The sequence below is a fragment of the Luteibacter sp. NPDC031894 genome (assembly GCF_050273135.1).
GTDB lineage: Bacteria > Pseudomonadota > Gammaproteobacteria > Xanthomonadales > Rhodanobacteraceae > Luteibacter.
This window is the reverse complement of record NZ_JBNNMV010000001.1, coordinates 926,769-941,601: the sequence shown is the minus strand read 5'-3', so window position 1 is coordinate 941,601 and position 14,833 is coordinate 926,769. Positions and strand designations below refer to the sequence as shown.

At 66.2% G+C, this 14,833-nt stretch carries 20 protein-coding genes; 13 read left to right on the top strand and 7 right to left on the bottom strand.

The window, feature by feature from the left end; translation table 11 throughout:
- Window positions 1-7: 7 nt before the first annotated feature.
- The 4 genes from ACQKIE_RS04495 to ACQKIE_RS04480 form a co-directional block, all read right to left on the bottom strand.
- Window positions 8-244 carry a hypothetical protein gene (locus ACQKIE_RS04495; protein ID WP_427456206.1) on the bottom strand — a complete coding sequence of 79 codons (237 nt, stop codon included), beginning with the start codon at window positions 242-244 and terminating at the stop codon, window positions 8-10.
- On the bottom strand, window positions 232-525 hold the full coding sequence (locus ACQKIE_RS04490) for a hypothetical protein (RefSeq protein WP_427456204.1): 294 nt from the start codon (window positions 523-525) through the stop codon (window positions 232-234). The genes ACQKIE_RS04495 and ACQKIE_RS04490 overlap by 13 nt, the downstream gene beginning before the upstream one ends.
- Before the next feature lie 108 nt (window positions 526-633).
- Entirely contained in the window at window positions 634-1,374 is a 741-nt protein-coding gene (locus tag ACQKIE_RS04485; protein WP_427456202.1) for a 2OG-Fe dioxygenase family protein, read from the bottom strand.
- Between the two features lie 35 nt (window positions 1,375-1,409).
- Window positions 1,410-1,847 (bottom strand): low affinity iron permease family protein, encoded by a 438-nt coding sequence (locus ACQKIE_RS04480; RefSeq protein WP_427456200.1) that lies wholly within the window; start codon window positions 1,845-1,847, stop codon window positions 1,410-1,412.
- Window positions 1,848-1,976: 129 nt separating this feature from the next.
- On the opposite strand from ACQKIE_RS04480, the gene ACQKIE_RS04475 reads away from it, so the two are divergent.
- Window positions 1,977-2,474, top strand: coding sequence for a DUF421 domain-containing protein (locus tag ACQKIE_RS04475; RefSeq protein WP_427456198.1), 498 nt, complete (start codon window positions 1,977-1,979; stop codon window positions 2,472-2,474).
- 11 nt (window positions 2,475-2,485) lie between these two features.
- On the opposite strand, the gene ACQKIE_RS04470 is transcribed toward ACQKIE_RS04475, so the two are convergent.
- Window positions 2,486-4,213, bottom strand: a complete 1,728-nt coding sequence (locus tag ACQKIE_RS04470; RefSeq protein WP_427456196.1) for a L,D-transpeptidase family protein — start codon at window positions 4,211-4,213, stop codon at window positions 2,486-2,488.
- 135 nt (window positions 4,214-4,348) lie between these two features.
- On the opposite strand from ACQKIE_RS04470, the gene ACQKIE_RS04465 reads away from it, so the two are divergent.
- The 3 genes from ACQKIE_RS04465 (at window position 4,349) to ACQKIE_RS04455 (ending at window position 5,794) form a co-directional block, all read left to right on the top strand.
- Window positions 4,349-5,071 (top strand): murein L,D-transpeptidase catalytic domain family protein, encoded by a 723-nt coding sequence (locus ACQKIE_RS04465; RefSeq protein WP_427456194.1) that lies wholly within the window; start codon window positions 4,349-4,351, stop codon window positions 5,069-5,071.
- 55 nt (window positions 5,072-5,126) lie between these two features.
- Window positions 5,127-5,471 carry a hypothetical protein gene (locus ACQKIE_RS04460; RefSeq protein ID WP_427456192.1) on the top strand — a complete coding sequence of 115 codons (345 nt, stop codon included), beginning with the start codon at window positions 5,127-5,129 and terminating at the stop codon, window positions 5,469-5,471.
- Window positions 5,472-5,566: 95 nt separating this feature from the next.
- The gene (locus ACQKIE_RS04455; protein WP_427456190.1) at window positions 5,567-5,794 is read left to right on the top strand and encodes a hypothetical protein; all 228 of its coding nucleotides are present in this window, start codon (window positions 5,567-5,569) and stop codon (window positions 5,792-5,794) included.
- An 8-nt stretch (window positions 5,795-5,802) separates the two neighbouring features.
- Here the strand turns inward: ACQKIE_RS04455 and ACQKIE_RS04450 are convergent, their stop codons facing one another.
- Complete coding sequence (locus ACQKIE_RS04450) at window positions 5,803-6,138, bottom strand: hypothetical protein (protein ID WP_427456188.1); 336 nt, start codon at window positions 6,136-6,138, stop codon at window positions 5,803-5,805.
- Between the two features lie 175 nt (window positions 6,139-6,313).
- Here ACQKIE_RS04450 and ACQKIE_RS04445 point away from each other — a divergent pair, with 175 nt between their 5' ends.
- From ACQKIE_RS04445 to ACQKIE_RS04420, 6 genes are all read left to right on the top strand, one after another.
- Window positions 6,314-6,718 (top strand): hypothetical protein, encoded by a 405-nt coding sequence (locus tag ACQKIE_RS04445; protein WP_427456186.1) that lies wholly within the window; start codon window positions 6,314-6,316, stop codon window positions 6,716-6,718.
- 70 nt (window positions 6,719-6,788) lie between these two features.
- Window positions 6,789-7,028: a hypothetical protein gene (locus ACQKIE_RS04440; protein WP_427456184.1), complete on the top strand. Its 240-nt coding sequence runs from the start codon at window positions 6,789-6,791 to the stop codon at window positions 7,026-7,028.
- A 104-nt stretch (window positions 7,029-7,132) separates the two neighbouring features.
- Window positions 7,133-7,387 (top strand): hypothetical protein, encoded by a 255-nt coding sequence (locus ACQKIE_RS04435; RefSeq protein ID WP_427456182.1) that lies wholly within the window; start codon window positions 7,133-7,135, stop codon window positions 7,385-7,387.
- Between the two features lie 66 nt (window positions 7,388-7,453).
- Entirely contained in the window at window positions 7,454-9,874 is a 2,421-nt protein-coding gene (locus ACQKIE_RS04430; protein WP_427456180.1) for a DEAD/DEAH box helicase, read from the top strand.
- The gene (locus ACQKIE_RS04425; protein ID WP_427456178.1) at window positions 9,871-10,743 is read left to right on the top strand and encodes a ribonuclease H-like domain-containing protein; all 873 of its coding nucleotides are present in this window, start codon (window positions 9,871-9,873) and stop codon (window positions 10,741-10,743) included. The genes ACQKIE_RS04430 and ACQKIE_RS04425 overlap by 4 nt, the downstream gene beginning before the upstream one ends.
- A 223-nt stretch (window positions 10,744-10,966) precedes the next feature.
- Entirely contained in the window at window positions 10,967-11,116 is a 150-nt protein-coding gene (locus ACQKIE_RS04420) for a hypothetical protein (RefSeq protein WP_427456176.1), read from the top strand.
- A gap of 16 nt (window positions 11,117-11,132) precedes the next feature.
- Here the strand turns inward: ACQKIE_RS04420 and ACQKIE_RS04415 are convergent, their stop codons facing one another.
- Window positions 11,133-11,717: an FMN-dependent NADH-azoreductase gene (locus ACQKIE_RS04415; protein WP_427456174.1), complete on the bottom strand. Its 585-nt coding sequence runs from the start codon at window positions 11,715-11,717 to the stop codon at window positions 11,133-11,135.
- Window positions 11,718-11,840: 123 nt separating this feature from the next.
- Between ACQKIE_RS04415 and ACQKIE_RS04410 the strand changes: the two genes are divergently transcribed.
- The 3 genes from ACQKIE_RS04410 to ACQKIE_RS04400 are packed head-to-tail and all read left to right on the top strand — an operon-like array spanning window position 11,841 to window position 14,815.
- Complete coding sequence (locus ACQKIE_RS04410) at window positions 11,841-12,869, top strand: LysR substrate-binding domain-containing protein (protein ID WP_427456172.1); 1,029 nt, start codon at window positions 11,841-11,843, stop codon at window positions 12,867-12,869.
- A gap of 9 nt (window positions 12,870-12,878) precedes the next feature.
- The gene (locus ACQKIE_RS04405) at window positions 12,879-14,024 is read left to right on the top strand and encodes a pyridoxal phosphate-dependent aminotransferase (RefSeq protein ID WP_427456170.1); all 1,146 of its coding nucleotides are present in this window, start codon (window positions 12,879-12,881) and stop codon (window positions 14,022-14,024) included.
- The gene (locus ACQKIE_RS04400; protein WP_427456168.1) at window positions 14,012-14,815 is read left to right on the top strand and encodes an amidohydrolase; all 804 of its coding nucleotides are present in this window, start codon (window positions 14,012-14,014) and stop codon (window positions 14,813-14,815) included. The genes ACQKIE_RS04405 and ACQKIE_RS04400 overlap by 13 nt, the downstream gene beginning before the upstream one ends.
- The last annotated feature ends 18 nt before the right edge of the window (window positions 14,816-14,833 follow it).

Sequence of the window (14,833 nt, the reverse complement as noted above, 5' to 3'; positions counted from 1 at the left end):
GTGGATATCAGGTCGCGCTGGCCTCGGACCCGGTGGAGATGTCGTCGGCGTTGTTGGCCCGAAAAATCTCCTTGGCGGCGTCTCGCTGCTTGCTGCTCTCCGTATGCACGGAAATCAGGATGCTGCCTTCCCGCACCTTGGCGTCGTAGCGCTTCGCTTCGTATTCCGGGATGCCCATGCCGACCAGGGCGCCGATGACGCCGCCGGTGGCCGTGCCCACGGCGGCGGCACTCAAGGCAGCCATGATCGGACCGGCGGCGATAACGGCCCGATGCCAGGAATGGCGAGTGCGCCGATGCCGGCCAGCCAACCGAGGCCCGCACCCAGTCCGAGCCCAACCACGCCGCCGGCCGTCGCGCCTTCAGGCGCCTTGGTGTGGTGCTCGTGGGCAAAGTCGCGAGAACCGCGGCGATCCGGCAGGAGGGCGGAGATATCGTCGCTGGTGAAGCCGGCCTGCTTCAGTTCGAGGACGATCTTCTCGGCCTGTTCCACGGTGCGAGTCATGCAATAAACGGAAGCTTTCATGGCGGTCCCGGTCGTCGACGTGAGGTGGCTGCGGTGGCCCGCAGTACGCCGGGACCGGCGTGAACCGCTGGTGCAAACCACGCGACGGAGGCGTGCCCCGTTACGGATTCAGCCAGGGTCGGCCGCGCGGAAGGTCACCACGAGCACGTCGCGATGCGAGGCTTTCGCAGGATCCAGCGGGGTCACGGGCGTCACGCCGTGGAAGACGCGGGGGTCATGGATCAGCGCGGCGTCCAGCGGCTGGGCGAGGGTGAACTCGCCGAGGGCACGTCCGTCCGGTCCGTGGATGGTGGTCGTGCCGCTGGCGATGTTCTCGCGGTCGACCAGCAGGACCAGCACGTAATCGACGCCGTCACGGTGGCTGCCCTCCGGCGTGGGCTCGCCGGCGGCACCCGCGGTAGCCTCGATGCGGAACTGGTGGACCTCGACGTGCCAATGCGCCACGTCCGGCGAGAGGCCGCCGAAGAAGTCGCGGCAGAAATCGAGGATGGCCCCCATCGTGGCGCCGGTGGCGATTTCCGGGAGGACGGGTTCGAACCAGCGCTCGATGTCGCCCTGCAAGGTGTTATAGGCCAGCGTCTGGTAGTGGGCCTGGTGTGGGCGTGGCTCCACGTGGCCGAAGCGCGACGCGGCGAAGGTCGCATGCCGGCGGCGCCGGAACCGGCCGGTGGCGGCGAGGTAGGTATCCGGCTCCAGGGCGTTCCAACTGGCGGCGAAGGCCTCCCAATCCGCCAGCGGCGCCAGGTGCTCGACCAGCGCACGCATCTCCGGGCCGTGCACGAAGGCGAAGCCCTCGTCGCGCACCTGGTCGTGGAGGGAGGTTTCGGTCGCTGCCTGGGGGACGTTCATCCGCGAAGTATACGACCAGCCACCTCCGTCGGCTTTCAGCCCCCGTTGCGCGAGGCGTCGGCTTCGCGCTCCGGCGCGCCTTCGCAACCGAGCTTCCGGCGCGCTTCCAGCGCACGCTTGATGTACGTGCCGCGGATCTTGTCGAGCGTCTTCTCGTCCAGCTCCTCCAGGTCCAGCAGCGCCGCGTTAGGGCCCTCCAGTGCATAGATGAGTTCGTCCAGCTTGATCTGGATGGCCTCGGTGTCCCGGTTCTGCGTGTTCTGGATCAGGAACACCATGAGGAAGGTGACGATGGTGGTGCCGGTGTTGATCACCAGTTGCCAGGTATCGCCAAAGCCGAACAGCGGCCCGCTCGCCGCCCACACCACCACGATCAGCACCGCGATGGCGAACGTGGCCGGTTTGCCGGAGGCCTTCGCCACGGCCATCGCCATGCGGGTAAAGAAGCTCTGGTCCTTGCTGTTCTGTGCCATGTCGGTCTCCTGCTAAGCCCGGGAACGTTCACTTCGCCAATGCGCCGTAGCGACGACAACATGCAAAGCGTGTTGCGCGATCCGTGAAGCACGAGCGAAGGCGTTAAGCGTCCCCTTAGGAGTCTGGCGATGAACGAATGGTTTGAACTGTCGGAGCCGTGGTGGCATTTCGCGGTCCGCGGCGTGCTCACCTACCTGGGCCTCCTGGTACTGATGCGACTTTCCGGGAAGCGCAGCTTCGGGGAAATGTCGGCCTTCGACCTGCTCGTCCTCGTGCTCGCCGGCGGCACCTTGCGTACCGCGATCATCGGCGACGACCACACCTACCTCGGTGCCTTCATCGGCGTGGCGAGCATCCTGCTGACGAACAAGGCGCTGGCCTGGATATGCACCCGCCACCCACGGTTCAACCGCATCGTGGAAGGCTTGCCGGCTGTCCTGGTGCGCAACGGTCGCCGGGATGTGGAGGAGCTACGACGACAGGCCCTTCCGGAAGCGGCCTTCAATCGCGCGTTGCACGCGGCAGGGATGGAGCACGAAGGCTCGGTGGTGATCGCCCGCCTGGAACCCAACGGAAAGATCACCTTTATCCGGAAGGATGAAGCGCACGGATCCAGCGCCGGTTGAGTCGTGCAGGATCAAGGCGTGCGCAACGGCTGCGGTTTGTCCAGGGCGGCGAGCAGTGCGCCGTCGCGCTGGTAGACGTCGGGTTTGTACGCCAGTTTGCCGTCGTCGCCGATGTCGACCGTCCAGTAAGCGAGCAATACCGGGATCGCCGTGGGAAGCGTGACGTTCTGTGTGGTCTTCTGGGCGATGCGCTCGCCGATCGCTTGCCGGTTCCACTTCTCGGGATCGTTGAACAGCAGTTCCACGAGGTCGAGCGGGTGTTCGACGCGGATGCATCCGGAGCTCGTGTCCCGACGCGCCTTCTCGAACAATTCCTGGTGCGGCGTGTCGTGGAGGTAGACCGCAAAGGCATTGGGAAAGCGGATGACCACCTGGCCGAGGGAGTTGCCGGGGCCGGCGTCCTGGCGCAACGTGATGCCGCGCGGGTGCGCCCAATCGACGCTGGACGGACGGATGACGTTGCCGCTGCGGTCTAGCACCCGAATGCGGTTGTTTGCCAGGTACGAAGGGTTCTTGCGGATCTTGGGCAGGACGTCGTTCTTCAGGATCGTTGGTGGGATCGTCCACGTGGGATTGAAGGTGACGTACGTGATCTGCGAGCGGAAGATCGGCGTGCTCCGATACGGCTTCCCGACCTGCACGCGGGATTTCCACACGGGCTGGCCGTCGCGGTAGAAGCTGACCTTGTAGCCGGCGACGTCCACGACGACGAAGGTGCCCTGCAACGCATGGAGCAGCCATCGCGCTCGTTCGAGGTTGGCGCGGACCTGGCCGATACGTACCGCGATCGGCACGTTGAGTGCGACGAGCGTGTCCGCACCGACGTTGCCGTCGGTGTCCAAATACTGGTCCGCCTGGAACCGCCGCACGGCATCCTTCAACGGATTGTCGTACGTTTCGCCCTGAGCCAGGGTCGGGTCCAGGTAGCCGCCCGCAACGAGGCGGGCGCGCAAGGCTGAGACGCGTGGGTCCTTCATGCCCGGTTTGAGGGTGGGGCCCCCCGGTACCGGTGGCCAGCCACCATCGGCGGCGGTGGCGCGCAGCTGCGCCAGCGCGTCGCGGAGCTTCGCGTAGAGCGGGTTCTGCGGACGCGCCATGGCGAAGGCCTGGTCCACACTGCGTTCGTCGATGGAGGTTTGCAGCAGGGACATGCCTTGTTGCGGGTCGATCGCGGCCGGGTCGAAGTTCCAGGTGGGGTCCAGGCGGAAGGGGTCCACCTTGCCGCGGGCGAGTTGCACGAGGGCGGTGATATAGGCACTGGTTGCCGCGACGTCGAACTCCGCACGGGCCGCCGGGGACAGGCCAGGATCTTCCAGTGCTTCCGCCATCAGGCTCAGTTCGGAGAGGTGGTAATCCTCAGGCAGCAGCCCGTCGGCATCGACGGAGGCCAGCCCGGTCAGGAGTTGCCGGACGTTGGCTTCGTCCGACCATGCCGAGGCATAGTGGCGCTGCGCGTAAAAGTCGGCGACGGCCTTGCCAAGCGCCGCGTCAGAACGGGGCAGCGGGCCGCCGCCTATCGGCGTCATCTGCTGCAACCGCGCGAAGATCGCCTGGGCCAGGGGATCGTCCGACGGCGGCGGGGTAGCCGCGCTCATCGCCGGCGCTGGGTTCTGCGCCACGATCGGTGGCGGGGCGGCCGCCGAAGCGGCTGGCGCAAGATCCTGGGCGAGAACCAGATGGGGCAGGGCAGCCATGCATGCCGCGGCAACCATGCCGCGCAACGTCTTTTCCATAGTCATTGCCTATCGTATCCGTAAATTCATGCGATGCCCTATCAGGCTTTCACACATCTGAAGGGCCATGGTGTGACGATATTGTGGTCAAGAAATGACCAGCACGTTAGGATGTCCGTTGGTGCTTACACGGCTGGCCGCATGATCCGATCGCTTCGCACGCTCCTCGCGTCGGCGCCCCTTCTCGGCGCCTCGTTCTTCCTCTCCCAACCGGTGCACGCCGCTGACTCGCTCGGCGACGCCCTGGCTCGCCTGGCCCCGGCCGCGGACCCGCATGTCATCGGCCTTGCCGTGAAAGCCGCCGAGTGCGCGCAGACACAGGGCGGCCCGCCGGCGGATCGCCTGGCCGTGATCGACTACTCGAAGCCGTCGTCCGAGCCGCGCCTGTGGGTATTCGACACAGTGAACCGCAGGCTCCTGTTCCAGGAACTGGTGGCGCATGGGAAGAACAGCGGCGACGCCAAAGCGACCCAATTCTCCAACGCGCAAAACAGCCTGGCATCCAGCCTCGGCCTCTTTCGCACGTCCGATACCTATACCGGCAAGAACGGCTACTCGCTGCGCATGCAAGGCCTGGAGCCGGGCGTGAACGACCAGGCGATGGCCCGCGCGATCGTCATCCATGGAGCGGCTTACGTGAACGAGGCCATGGCCAAGGTCGCGGGGCGGATCGGCCGCAGCTGGGGTTGTCCGGCGGTGCGCACGGCGATCGCGCACAAGCTGATCGACGCCCTCAAGGGCGGCCAGATGGTGTTCTCGTATTACCCGGACAAGCGTTGGCTTTCGTCGTCGCACTACCTCAAGTGCAGCAACGGGCAGCTTGCGAAGGCCGAGTCGACCGCGATGGCTCGCGCGGGCAGCTGATCGCAGCAGCGCTCCGTCGCGCTAGAATTCCCGGAACCTCACCGTGGAATCCAGCATGAAATACGTTCTTGCGATCGCCGCCTGCACCGTCCTCGCCGGCTGCGCCACCAGCGGCATGACTGATACCCTGCCCAAGCTCAGCAGCAAGACGGGCAAGAGCGTGACGGCCTATGTGCAGTGCGTGGAGCCGAAGTGGCAGGCGCTGGCCAAGAGTGCCAAGGGCAATGCCAAGGATGACGAGGGCCGGGTGACCGCGAACGACGACGGCAAGCACGAGCGTCTGGACGTGAAGGCAAGCGGCGCCGGTGCCCAGGTCGTGATGTACGAAATCCAGAAGCGCACGAAAGACAGCCCGGATTACGACGGCCGCTTCCGCGACGAAGCCATTTCCTGCCTCTGATCCGCACCGTCCCACGCTTTCTTCCCCGGCCTTTCGCGCTGTCTTGATCGCCGCATTGGTTGCATCGGTTCCCCAGAGGGCGACCGGAGCAAGTCATGAGCCACGAACTCGATGAAGATTCCCGCATTGACGTGGAGTGCATGCGCGACAGCAGCGCGGACGGCGTGCCGCGCTTCACCTGGGATTACCGGGTGTTCGCACAGGACGGGACGACGGTGATCGACACCAGCGACAGTGGAGGCGTGTCTTACGACTCCGAAAAGATGGCGCTGTCCGAAGGGTGGCGCATGGCCCGGGAATCGCTGGCGCGGTTGGAACGCTGACTTTCCGCTCAGGCGTAGGCGCGCGACGCGCGTGCCCGCTCGACTGCCTCGAGCAGTTGCGCCCGATCGAACGGTTTCTCCAGGAAAACGGCCGTCCGCGGGAACGGTTCGAGATCTTCGGGCAGGCGGCTGGAGATGACGACCATCCCTGTGGAGGGCCGTTCCCGCAAGGCGGCTTGCAGGAGCATGCGGCCCCGGCGCTCGCCTGGCGTGTCCGCGTGAATGACCAGCAGGGCCAATTCCGGCAATTCGTGAAAGGCCCGCTTGGCGTCCCGGTACGTCACCGTGGGATGCGCCGCATAGCCGGCATCGTCCAGGACCATGGCAATGGTCTCCGCGACCATGTGGGCACGGTCGAAAACGAGGGCTGTTCGGGGCGAGGGAGCATCGGCGGTCATGGGTGGGATTCTAGCTTCTGGCGCAGCGCCGTGGTCAGGTTATAACCGAAGGACATAGCGGATTTCACTCCCTTTCGACATGGCCGAACCAATGCTTCCCTGGTCCCAGAGGAGTCACGCCATGCGTTATCTCGCCATCGCCGGCCTCGTCGTGCTGGCCGGCTGCGCCACCCAGAACGAGCGCCACGTCGGCATCCACGACGTTCCATCGAGCACCGTCTTCGATTACCAGAATCCGAATGGCGGCGATGCCACCTTGAATATCGTTCGGGAACAAGGCCTCTGGGGCGCCGGTTGCTCGAGCGCCATTTACGTGGACGACAAGGTGGTCGCGGACATGGAGATCGGACAGCAGCTCGTGCTCCACGTGCCTTCGGGCGCGCGCAAGCTGGGCATGATGGCCCATGGGGCATGTAGTCCGGACCGCGTGGACGTGGACGCCACCCTGGGCCAGGGCGAAACGAAGAACTTCTCCATCCCGGCCAGCGGGTCGGGCCTGACGGCCGCCGCGGCACCCAACGCCTAGCCACTTGTCATTTCCACGGCGACGGCGCAAGAATCGACCGTCGCCTAGACACCGTACAGGGGGCTGTATCGTGCATCGACGTACCGTCGGCCAGTATTCGGTGGAAGTGCGCACGTTGAAGACGCCCACCGGGGTCTGGAAATCCGCCTATATCGTGGAGCCTGTCGGCCACGCGGGCCCGCGCGACTTCGTGATGATCACCCTCCTCGACGAGTTCGCCGACGAGCGCGCGGCCGTGGACGCCGCCATGGAGAAGGGCACGCGGCACGCCGACTGGCTGGACAACGCTCGCCGGACCTATACCGGCTGACGTGACCGCGCTGGCGACTCCGCCATAACGCGCCCGCGACGGCGCGGCACCTAGTTTCGTGCCGTCAAGGGCCGAGGGGGCCCTTCCCGACGGAGCCGCATGTCTTGCAGCGCACGATCCTCTACGTACCGTTCAATGCATCGTCCCGTGGGCAGTGGAGCCTCAGGCGCAATGCCGACCTCGTCGGGCAGTTCCCGACGCGTGAGGAGGCCATTCGACACGCCCTGACGCTCACCACCGCCATCCGCAACCAAGGCCAGGTGGTCGACATCAAGGTTGAAGACGAATCGGGGGTCTGGCGTCTTGCGAACGCGGACTCCGCGGACGCCGATGCGGGTGCCGACAGCGAAGTGATCTGAGGCCGTCGCAGCATCTGAGACGACAGGAGGTCATAACGGGCGTCCCTCCGCCGCCCGGTATCCCGCATGGCCGCCTACCTCAAAGCCCTCCGCGCCGACGAGGCCGACGCCGTCCTTGCGACCCGGCACGACGGGCAAACCCTGGCGCACCGCCTCACCGACAAGTACGGGGACCGGGTCTGTTCCGCCTTTACCGTGTTCGGGCGGGAGGGGACCTTCGCCCCCTTGCCGGAAGACATGCCCGCTCGGCTTTCCCGTGCCCTCGCCGCGCGCGGGATCGACCGTCTTTACAGCCACCAGCAGGAGGCGTGGGCGGCGGCGCGCGAAGGCCGGCACGTGCTCGTCGCCACCCCGACCGCCTCAGGGAAGACGCTGTGTTACACGATGCCGGTGCTTTCGTCGGTGCTCGAGGCTGGCGCCAAGGCGCTGTACCTGTTCCCGACCAAGGCGCTCGCGCAGGACCAGGTGGCCGAGCTGCTCGACATCAACCGCGCGGGCGACCTGGGCGTCAAGGCATTCACCTTCGACGGCGACACGCCGGGCGATGCGCGCCAGGCCATCCGCCTCCACGGCGATGTGGTGGTCAGCAACCCCGACATGCTGCACCAGGCGATCCTTCCGCACCACACGAAGTGGGCGCAATTTTTCGAGAACCTGCGTTACGTCGTGATCGACGAGATCCACACGTATCGTGGCGTGTTCGGCTCGCACCTCGCCAACGTGCTGCGCCGGCTGAAGCGCATCTGCGCCTTCTATGGCGTGCGTCCGCAATTCATCCTCTGCTCCGCCACCATCGGCAACGCGACGGAACATGCCGAGGCGCTGATCGAGGACGATGTGGTCACGATCAGCCGCAGCGGCGCGCCCAGCGGCGACAAGCACGTGCTGTTGTGGAACCCGCCGGTGATCAACCCGGACCTGGGGCTACGGGCCTCGGCGCGATCACAGACCAGCCTCATCGCCCGTGTGGCGATCAAGGCCAAGATGAAGACGCTCGTGTTCGCGCAGTCGCGGCTGATGGTCGAAGTGCTGACCAAGTACCTCAAGGACGTCTTCGACCACGACACGCGCAAGCCCGCGCGCATTCGCGCGTACCGCGGCGGCTACCTGCCGACCGAGCGTCGCGAGGTGGAGCGTGAGATGCGTGCGGGGAACGTGGACGGGATCGTGTCCACGTCGGCGCTCGAACTGGGCGTGGATATCGGGAGCCTCGATGCCGTGGTGCTCAATGGCTATCCCGGATCGATCGCGGCGACATGGCAACGTTTCGGCCGGGCAGGGCGCAGGCAGCAACCGTCGCTGGGTGTGCTGGTGGCGAGCAGTGCACCCCTGGACCAGTACCTCATGCGGCACCCGGCGTTCCTCACGGAGGCCAGCCCGGAGCATGCGCGCATCCAGCCCGACCAGCCGTTGATCCTCCTCGACCATATCCGCTGCGCGGCGTTCGAACTTCCGTTCCTCGCCGGCGACCGCTTCGGTCCCGATGACGCGGGCGATTACCTGCAGGTGCTGGCCGAGTCCGAGGTGCTGCATCGCGAGGGCGACCGCTGGGAATGGATTGCCGACAGCTATCCCGCCAATGCGGTGAGCCTCCGCTCGGTGGCCGACGGCAACTTCGTCGTCGTGGACCGGACCGAGGGGCGGCAGACGATCATCGCGGAAGTGGATTATTCCGCGGCAGCGCTCACGCTTTACGAGGGCGCCATCCACATGATCCAGTCGGTGCCGTACCAGGTCGAGAAACTCGACTGGGAGGGGCGCAAGGCATATTGCACGCGCACCCGCGTCGACTATTACACCGACGCCATCGACTATACGAAGCTCAAGGAGCTGGAGTGCTTCGACGGCAGGACCTCGGGCCAGGGCAGCGCTCGGCATGGCGAGGTGCATGTGGTCCGCCGCGTGTCCGGCTACAAGAAGATCCGTTATTACACACACGAAAACATCGGCTACGGCCCCGTGAACCTGCCCGACCAGGAACTGCATTCGACCGCGGTCTGGTGGCAGTTGCCGCAGACCGTGCTCGACGACGCATTCCGCTCGCGCCAGCACGCGCTGGATGGCTTCCTTGGCGCCGCCTACGCACTGCACACCGCGGCGGTCGTCGCGGTCATGGCGGAGCCCCGCGACTTGCAGAAGGCCGTGGGCTCCGGCGACGGCGGTTGGTCGGCGCAGGTCGATGCGGCCGGTCGCGGGCAGTTGCGCGCGCCGGATGGCAGCCTGGCGCTGCCCGATGCGCTCGAGCGCTTCCTGCCCACGGTCTACCTCTACGACAACTTCCCCGGTGGCGTCGGCCTGAGCGAGCCGCTGTTCCACCGCGCGCAGGAGTTGTTGGGGCACGCGTTGGCCACGGTGGAAGGGTGCGCCTGCAAGGCCGGGTGCCCCGGCTGCGTCGGGCCGGTACTGGCGGCGGACGAGGGTCGGGAAGACACACCGCGTGTGCTCGCGACCCGCGTGCTGCGCTTGCTGGGCGCCACGGCCGCATGAGCGATCTCGCTTCCCGTCTGGCTATCCTCCGCAAGCAAGCGGGCGTGGGCGCTCCGCAGGCCTCGCCAACCCAGGCGGCGAAGGGTCCCAGGCCCGACCTGGCAGCCCTGCGCCGCATGGCGGGTGTGCGCGAACGACTGGCCCAGCCGCGTACGCTCGCGCCGGCGCATAGCCGCGAGGTACCCGGCGAAGAGATCGCCCCGGGCCTTCGCTACCTCGAGCAGCGTTTCGCGTGGCCCGAGCCACCGGACGAGCTCGACCTCACCTTCGCCCGCATGACGACGGCGCGGCGTGAGCACCTGCTGCACTTCGACACGGAGACGACCGGCCTCGCCGGCGGCACCGGCACGCGCGCGTTCATGGTCGGCGCCGCCGATTGGCACGACGGATCGCTCCGCGTCCGCCAGCTCTACATCACCACCATGGCAGCGGAATCCGCGATGCTGCGTGCCTTCGCGGATTGGATCGACCCGGACACGGTGTTGGTCAGCTACAACGGCAAATCCTACGACGCGCCCTTGCTGGCCACGCGCTACCGACTCGCGCGACAGGAGAATCCGCTCAAGGGCCTGCCGCACGTCGACCTGCTGCACCCGATGCGCCGCCGCTATCGCCACGTGTGGGAGAACTGCCGCATGCAGACGGCCGAACGCCGGTTGTTGCGCGTGGTGCGCGAGGACGACCTGCCGGGTTCGGAGGCGCCACGGGCATGGCTTACCTACCTGCGGGGCGGTCCGTCGACGAACCTCGTCCGCGTCGCTGAGCACAACCTGCAGGACGTGCGCAGCCTGAGTGGACTGTTGGTCGAAGCCCATGGTTGGGCAGCCCTCGACGTTCACGTTGTTTCGCCGCGCGGTAACGAAAAATAGACGTCGGCCCGCGCACGCTCGTCTCCATACAGCACGGAGCGAACGCATGAACGAAGCGACAAAACCCTGCGACCACGCCGGTTGCCATTGCAAGGTCCCGGTCTCGCAGGACTTCTGCAGCGAGAGCTGCCGCATGGCGGCCGAAAGCCAGAACGTGGGTAGCGCCTGCGAGTGCGGGCACGCAGCCTGCCAACAACGCCCTTGAGCGAACGGAGGTGACCTCGTGACGACCGATGGCAAGCAGCAGACCCCGGGCTATCGTGAAGACAACCCGAAGCCTTCGCATGGCAATCCCAAGATTCCCGGGGAGGGTCATCCGCAGGAAGACCAGAACATGCCGAAAGAAAAGCCGGGAAAGCAAAACTCCCCGTGAGGTGCTCGCCTTTAGATCAAGCCGCCTTGCGCAGCAGCCCACCGATACCTTCGATCGCTCCGCCGATGGCATTCGCCTTGTGGTCGTCGCCCATGGCGACGCCCTCGGCCCGCACGAATTCAACCTCGGTGATGCCGAAGAAGTTGAATACGGCACGCAGGTAGGGCTCCTGGAAATCCATGGCGGCCGCCGGGCTGCCCTCGGCATAGATGCCACCGCGCGACGAGGCAACGATCACCCGCTTGCCGCCGGCCAGGCCCTCGGGGCCCGAAGCGGTGTAGCGGAAAGTCTTCCCAGCCACGGCGATGCGGTCGATCCAGGCTTTCAAGGTGCTGGAGATACCGAAGTTGTACATCGGCGCACCAACCACCACGACGTCGGCGGCGAGGAACTCGTCCATCACCTTGGCGCCCTCGAGGGCATTGGGATCGTCTTCCCCGGTGGGCAGGGCCCAGGGGGCGAGGGGAGCCGCATGCAGGTCGCGATAGGTGACTTCGATACCGGGATGATTGCGGACGAACTCCGCCACGACGGCGGCAGTCAGGCCGCGCGACACGGAATGGGCACCAAGGGCGCTGGCATCGATATGCAGGAGTTTCATCGGTTATCCCTCGTAGATGGGCCGCCGTGGCGGTATGGGAGGAACGATACGCGCCAGACAATCCCTTGATTAGTCGGCTTGGAGTAGACTGATTGTTTCGTACACGAAACGACGGATACCCCGATGGAAGGTGCCCTGCAGGACCTCAACGATCTGTATTTCTTCGCTTCGGTGGTGGAGCACGGCGGTTTTTCCGCTGCCGGGCGCGCCCTCGGGATCCCCAAGTCGCGCTTGAGCAAGCGCATCGCCCAGCTGGAGGACCGCCTTGGCGTGCGCCTGCTCCAGCGCACCACCCGGCGCTTCGTCGTGACCGAGATCGGCGAACGCTTCTACCAACACTGCCGGGCGGTGCTGGAGGAGGCCCGCGCCGCGCAGGATGCGGTGGACGAGCTGCGCACGGAACCGCGTGGCGTCATCCGGGTGAGTTGTCCTATTTCGTTGGCGCAGAACGTCCTGGGGCCGATGCTCCCGGCCTACATGCTGGAGCACCCGAAAGTGCAGGTGCGCGTGACGGCGACAAACCGCCGCGTCGACCTGATCGGCGAGGGCTTCGACATCGCCATCCGTGTGCGCGAGAAACTGGATACCGACGCCACCCTGGTCCTGCGCAGCATCGGCTACGCACGCAGCCTGCTTGTCGCCAGCCCGAAGTTCCTGGATTCGAACGGCCGTCCGAAGACGCTGGAGGAACTGGCCAAGCTGCCGGCCCTCTCGATGTACGAGCACGAGGGCGCGCAGGTCTGGGAGCTGGTGGACGCGAGCGGCAAGAAAGCCGCGGTCGAAGTCACGCCGCGCCTCGTGAGCGGCGATTTCTCGGTGCTGATCGCCGCGGCCGTGCAATGTTGCGGCGTGGCGCTGCTGCCCGAAGATTATTGCGGCCCGTTGATCGCCACCGGCAACCTGGAGTGGGTGCTTCCGGAATACACCACGGCGCAGGGTACTCTGCATTTCGTGTACCCGAGCCGGCGCGGCCTGTTGCCCGCCGTGCGCAGCTTCGTCGACTTCCTCGCGGAGCGTCTGCCCAAGGCCCAGGCCGAGTTCCACAAGGACTGCGACAAGGTCGCGGCGAACCCGGAGCAGGCGGGCGCGATCCAGATGTCGCGCATGGTAGGATCAGGCCATTCGACGGCGTTTGGCCGTCCAAACGAATAAGGGCGTTCGATGCAGCTCGAAACCAAGCTTCCCAAGGTCGGCACCACGATCTTCAGCGTCATGAGCCAGCTGGCCCTGGAACACAAGGCCGTCAACCTGGGCCAGGGATTTCCCGACTTCGAACCGCCAGAAGCCCTGCGCGACGCCATCACGCGTGCCATGGCGGAAGGCAAGAACCAGTACGCGCCCGGCGTCGGCATCCCGAAGCTGCGCGAGCAGATCGCGATCAAGACCGAGCGGCTGTATGGCCATCGGGTGAGCCCGGACACGGAGGTCACGGTGACATCCGGCGCCACCGAGGCATTGTTCTCGGCCATTGCCGCGGTGGTGCGGGCAGGTGACGAGGTCATCGTCTTCGACCCCTGCTACGACAGCTACGAGCCGGCGATCGAACTGCAGGGCGCCACGGCTGTGCACCTTCCGTTGACCCTGCCGGCGTTTGCCATCGACTGGCAGCGTGTGCGCGAGGCCATCACGCCGCGCACGCGAATGATCCTCATCAACTCGCCGCACAATCCCTCCGGCGCCGTGCTTTCGCGGGCCGACCTGGACGAATTGGCGGCGATCGTCCGCAACACGTCCATCGTGGTGCTGTCGGACGAGGTTTACGAGCACATCGTCTTCGACGGCCAGGAACACCAGAGCGTGCTGCGCCACGAGGAACTGGCGGCCCGCAGCATCGTGGTGTCCTCGTTCGGCAAGACCTATCACTGCACGGGCTGGAAGGTGGGTTACGCGGTGGCGCCCAAGGCGCTCACGGCCGAATTCCGCAAGGTGCACCAGTACCTGACCTTCTGCACCTTCAGCCCCGCGCAATGGGCCTTCGCGGAGTTCCTCGAATCCTCGCCGCAGCATTACCTCGAGTTGCCGGCGTTTTACCAGGCCAAGCGCGACCGCTTCCGCGAGCTGCTCGCGCCGTCGCGGCTGAAGCTCCTCGACGTGCCGGGCGGCTATTTCCAGCTCGTGGATTACAGCGCCATCCGTGACGTCGACGACATCAACTTCAGCGAGTGGCTCGTCCGCGAGGGAGGCGTCGCCGTGATCCCGCTCAGCCCGTTCTACGAAAATGCGCCCGACACACGCCTCGTCCGCCTGTGTTTCGCGAAGAACGACGCCACGATGGAAGCCGCCGCGGAGCTCCTGTGCAAACTCTGACCGTCTCCCTCATCCAGGGCGCCACGCGCTGGCACGACGCCCCCGGTAACCGCGAGTACTACGGCAACCTCGTGCGCGGCGCTGCCCCGAGCGACCTCATCGTGCTGCCGGAAACCTTCCTGTCGGGCTTCACCAACGACACGCTTGCGAACGCGGAGGCGATGGACGGTCCCAGCGTGGCGTGGATGCGTGCGCTCTCGGCAGAGGTCAACGCCACGCTCACCGGCAGCCTGGTCATCCGCGACGGGGACACGGTCTACAACCGGTTGATCTGGGCGTCCCCGGACGGTGCCATGGCCTGGTACGACAAGCGTCACCTGTTTCGCATGGCCGGCGAGCACACGCGCTACGGCGGCGGCAACGAGCGCCTGATCGTCGAGTTGAAGGGTTGGCGCATCCTGCCGCAGGTCTGCTACGACCTGCGTTTCCCCGTGTGGCTGCGCAACGGTCGCAGGGAAGACGCCGCGGGCGGCATGGACTACGACCTGGCCTTGTTCGTGGCGAACTGGCCGGCACCGCGCAGGCAGCCGTGGCGCACGCTGTTGCGTGCGCGAGCCATCGAGAACCTGGCTTATGTGATCGGCGTGAATCGCGTCGGCGTGGACGGCAACGATCTACCGTACGCGGGCGATAGCGCGGTGGTCGATCCGGTCGGCGAGCCGCTGGTCGAACTGGGCACGCAGGAGCAGGTGGTCACGATCGTGCTCGATCCGGCGCCCTTGAAGGCACACCGCGACCGCTTCCCGGCGTGGATGGACGCCGACCGCTTCTCGTTGGATACCTCGGCATAAGAGCATCGCCGACCCTGT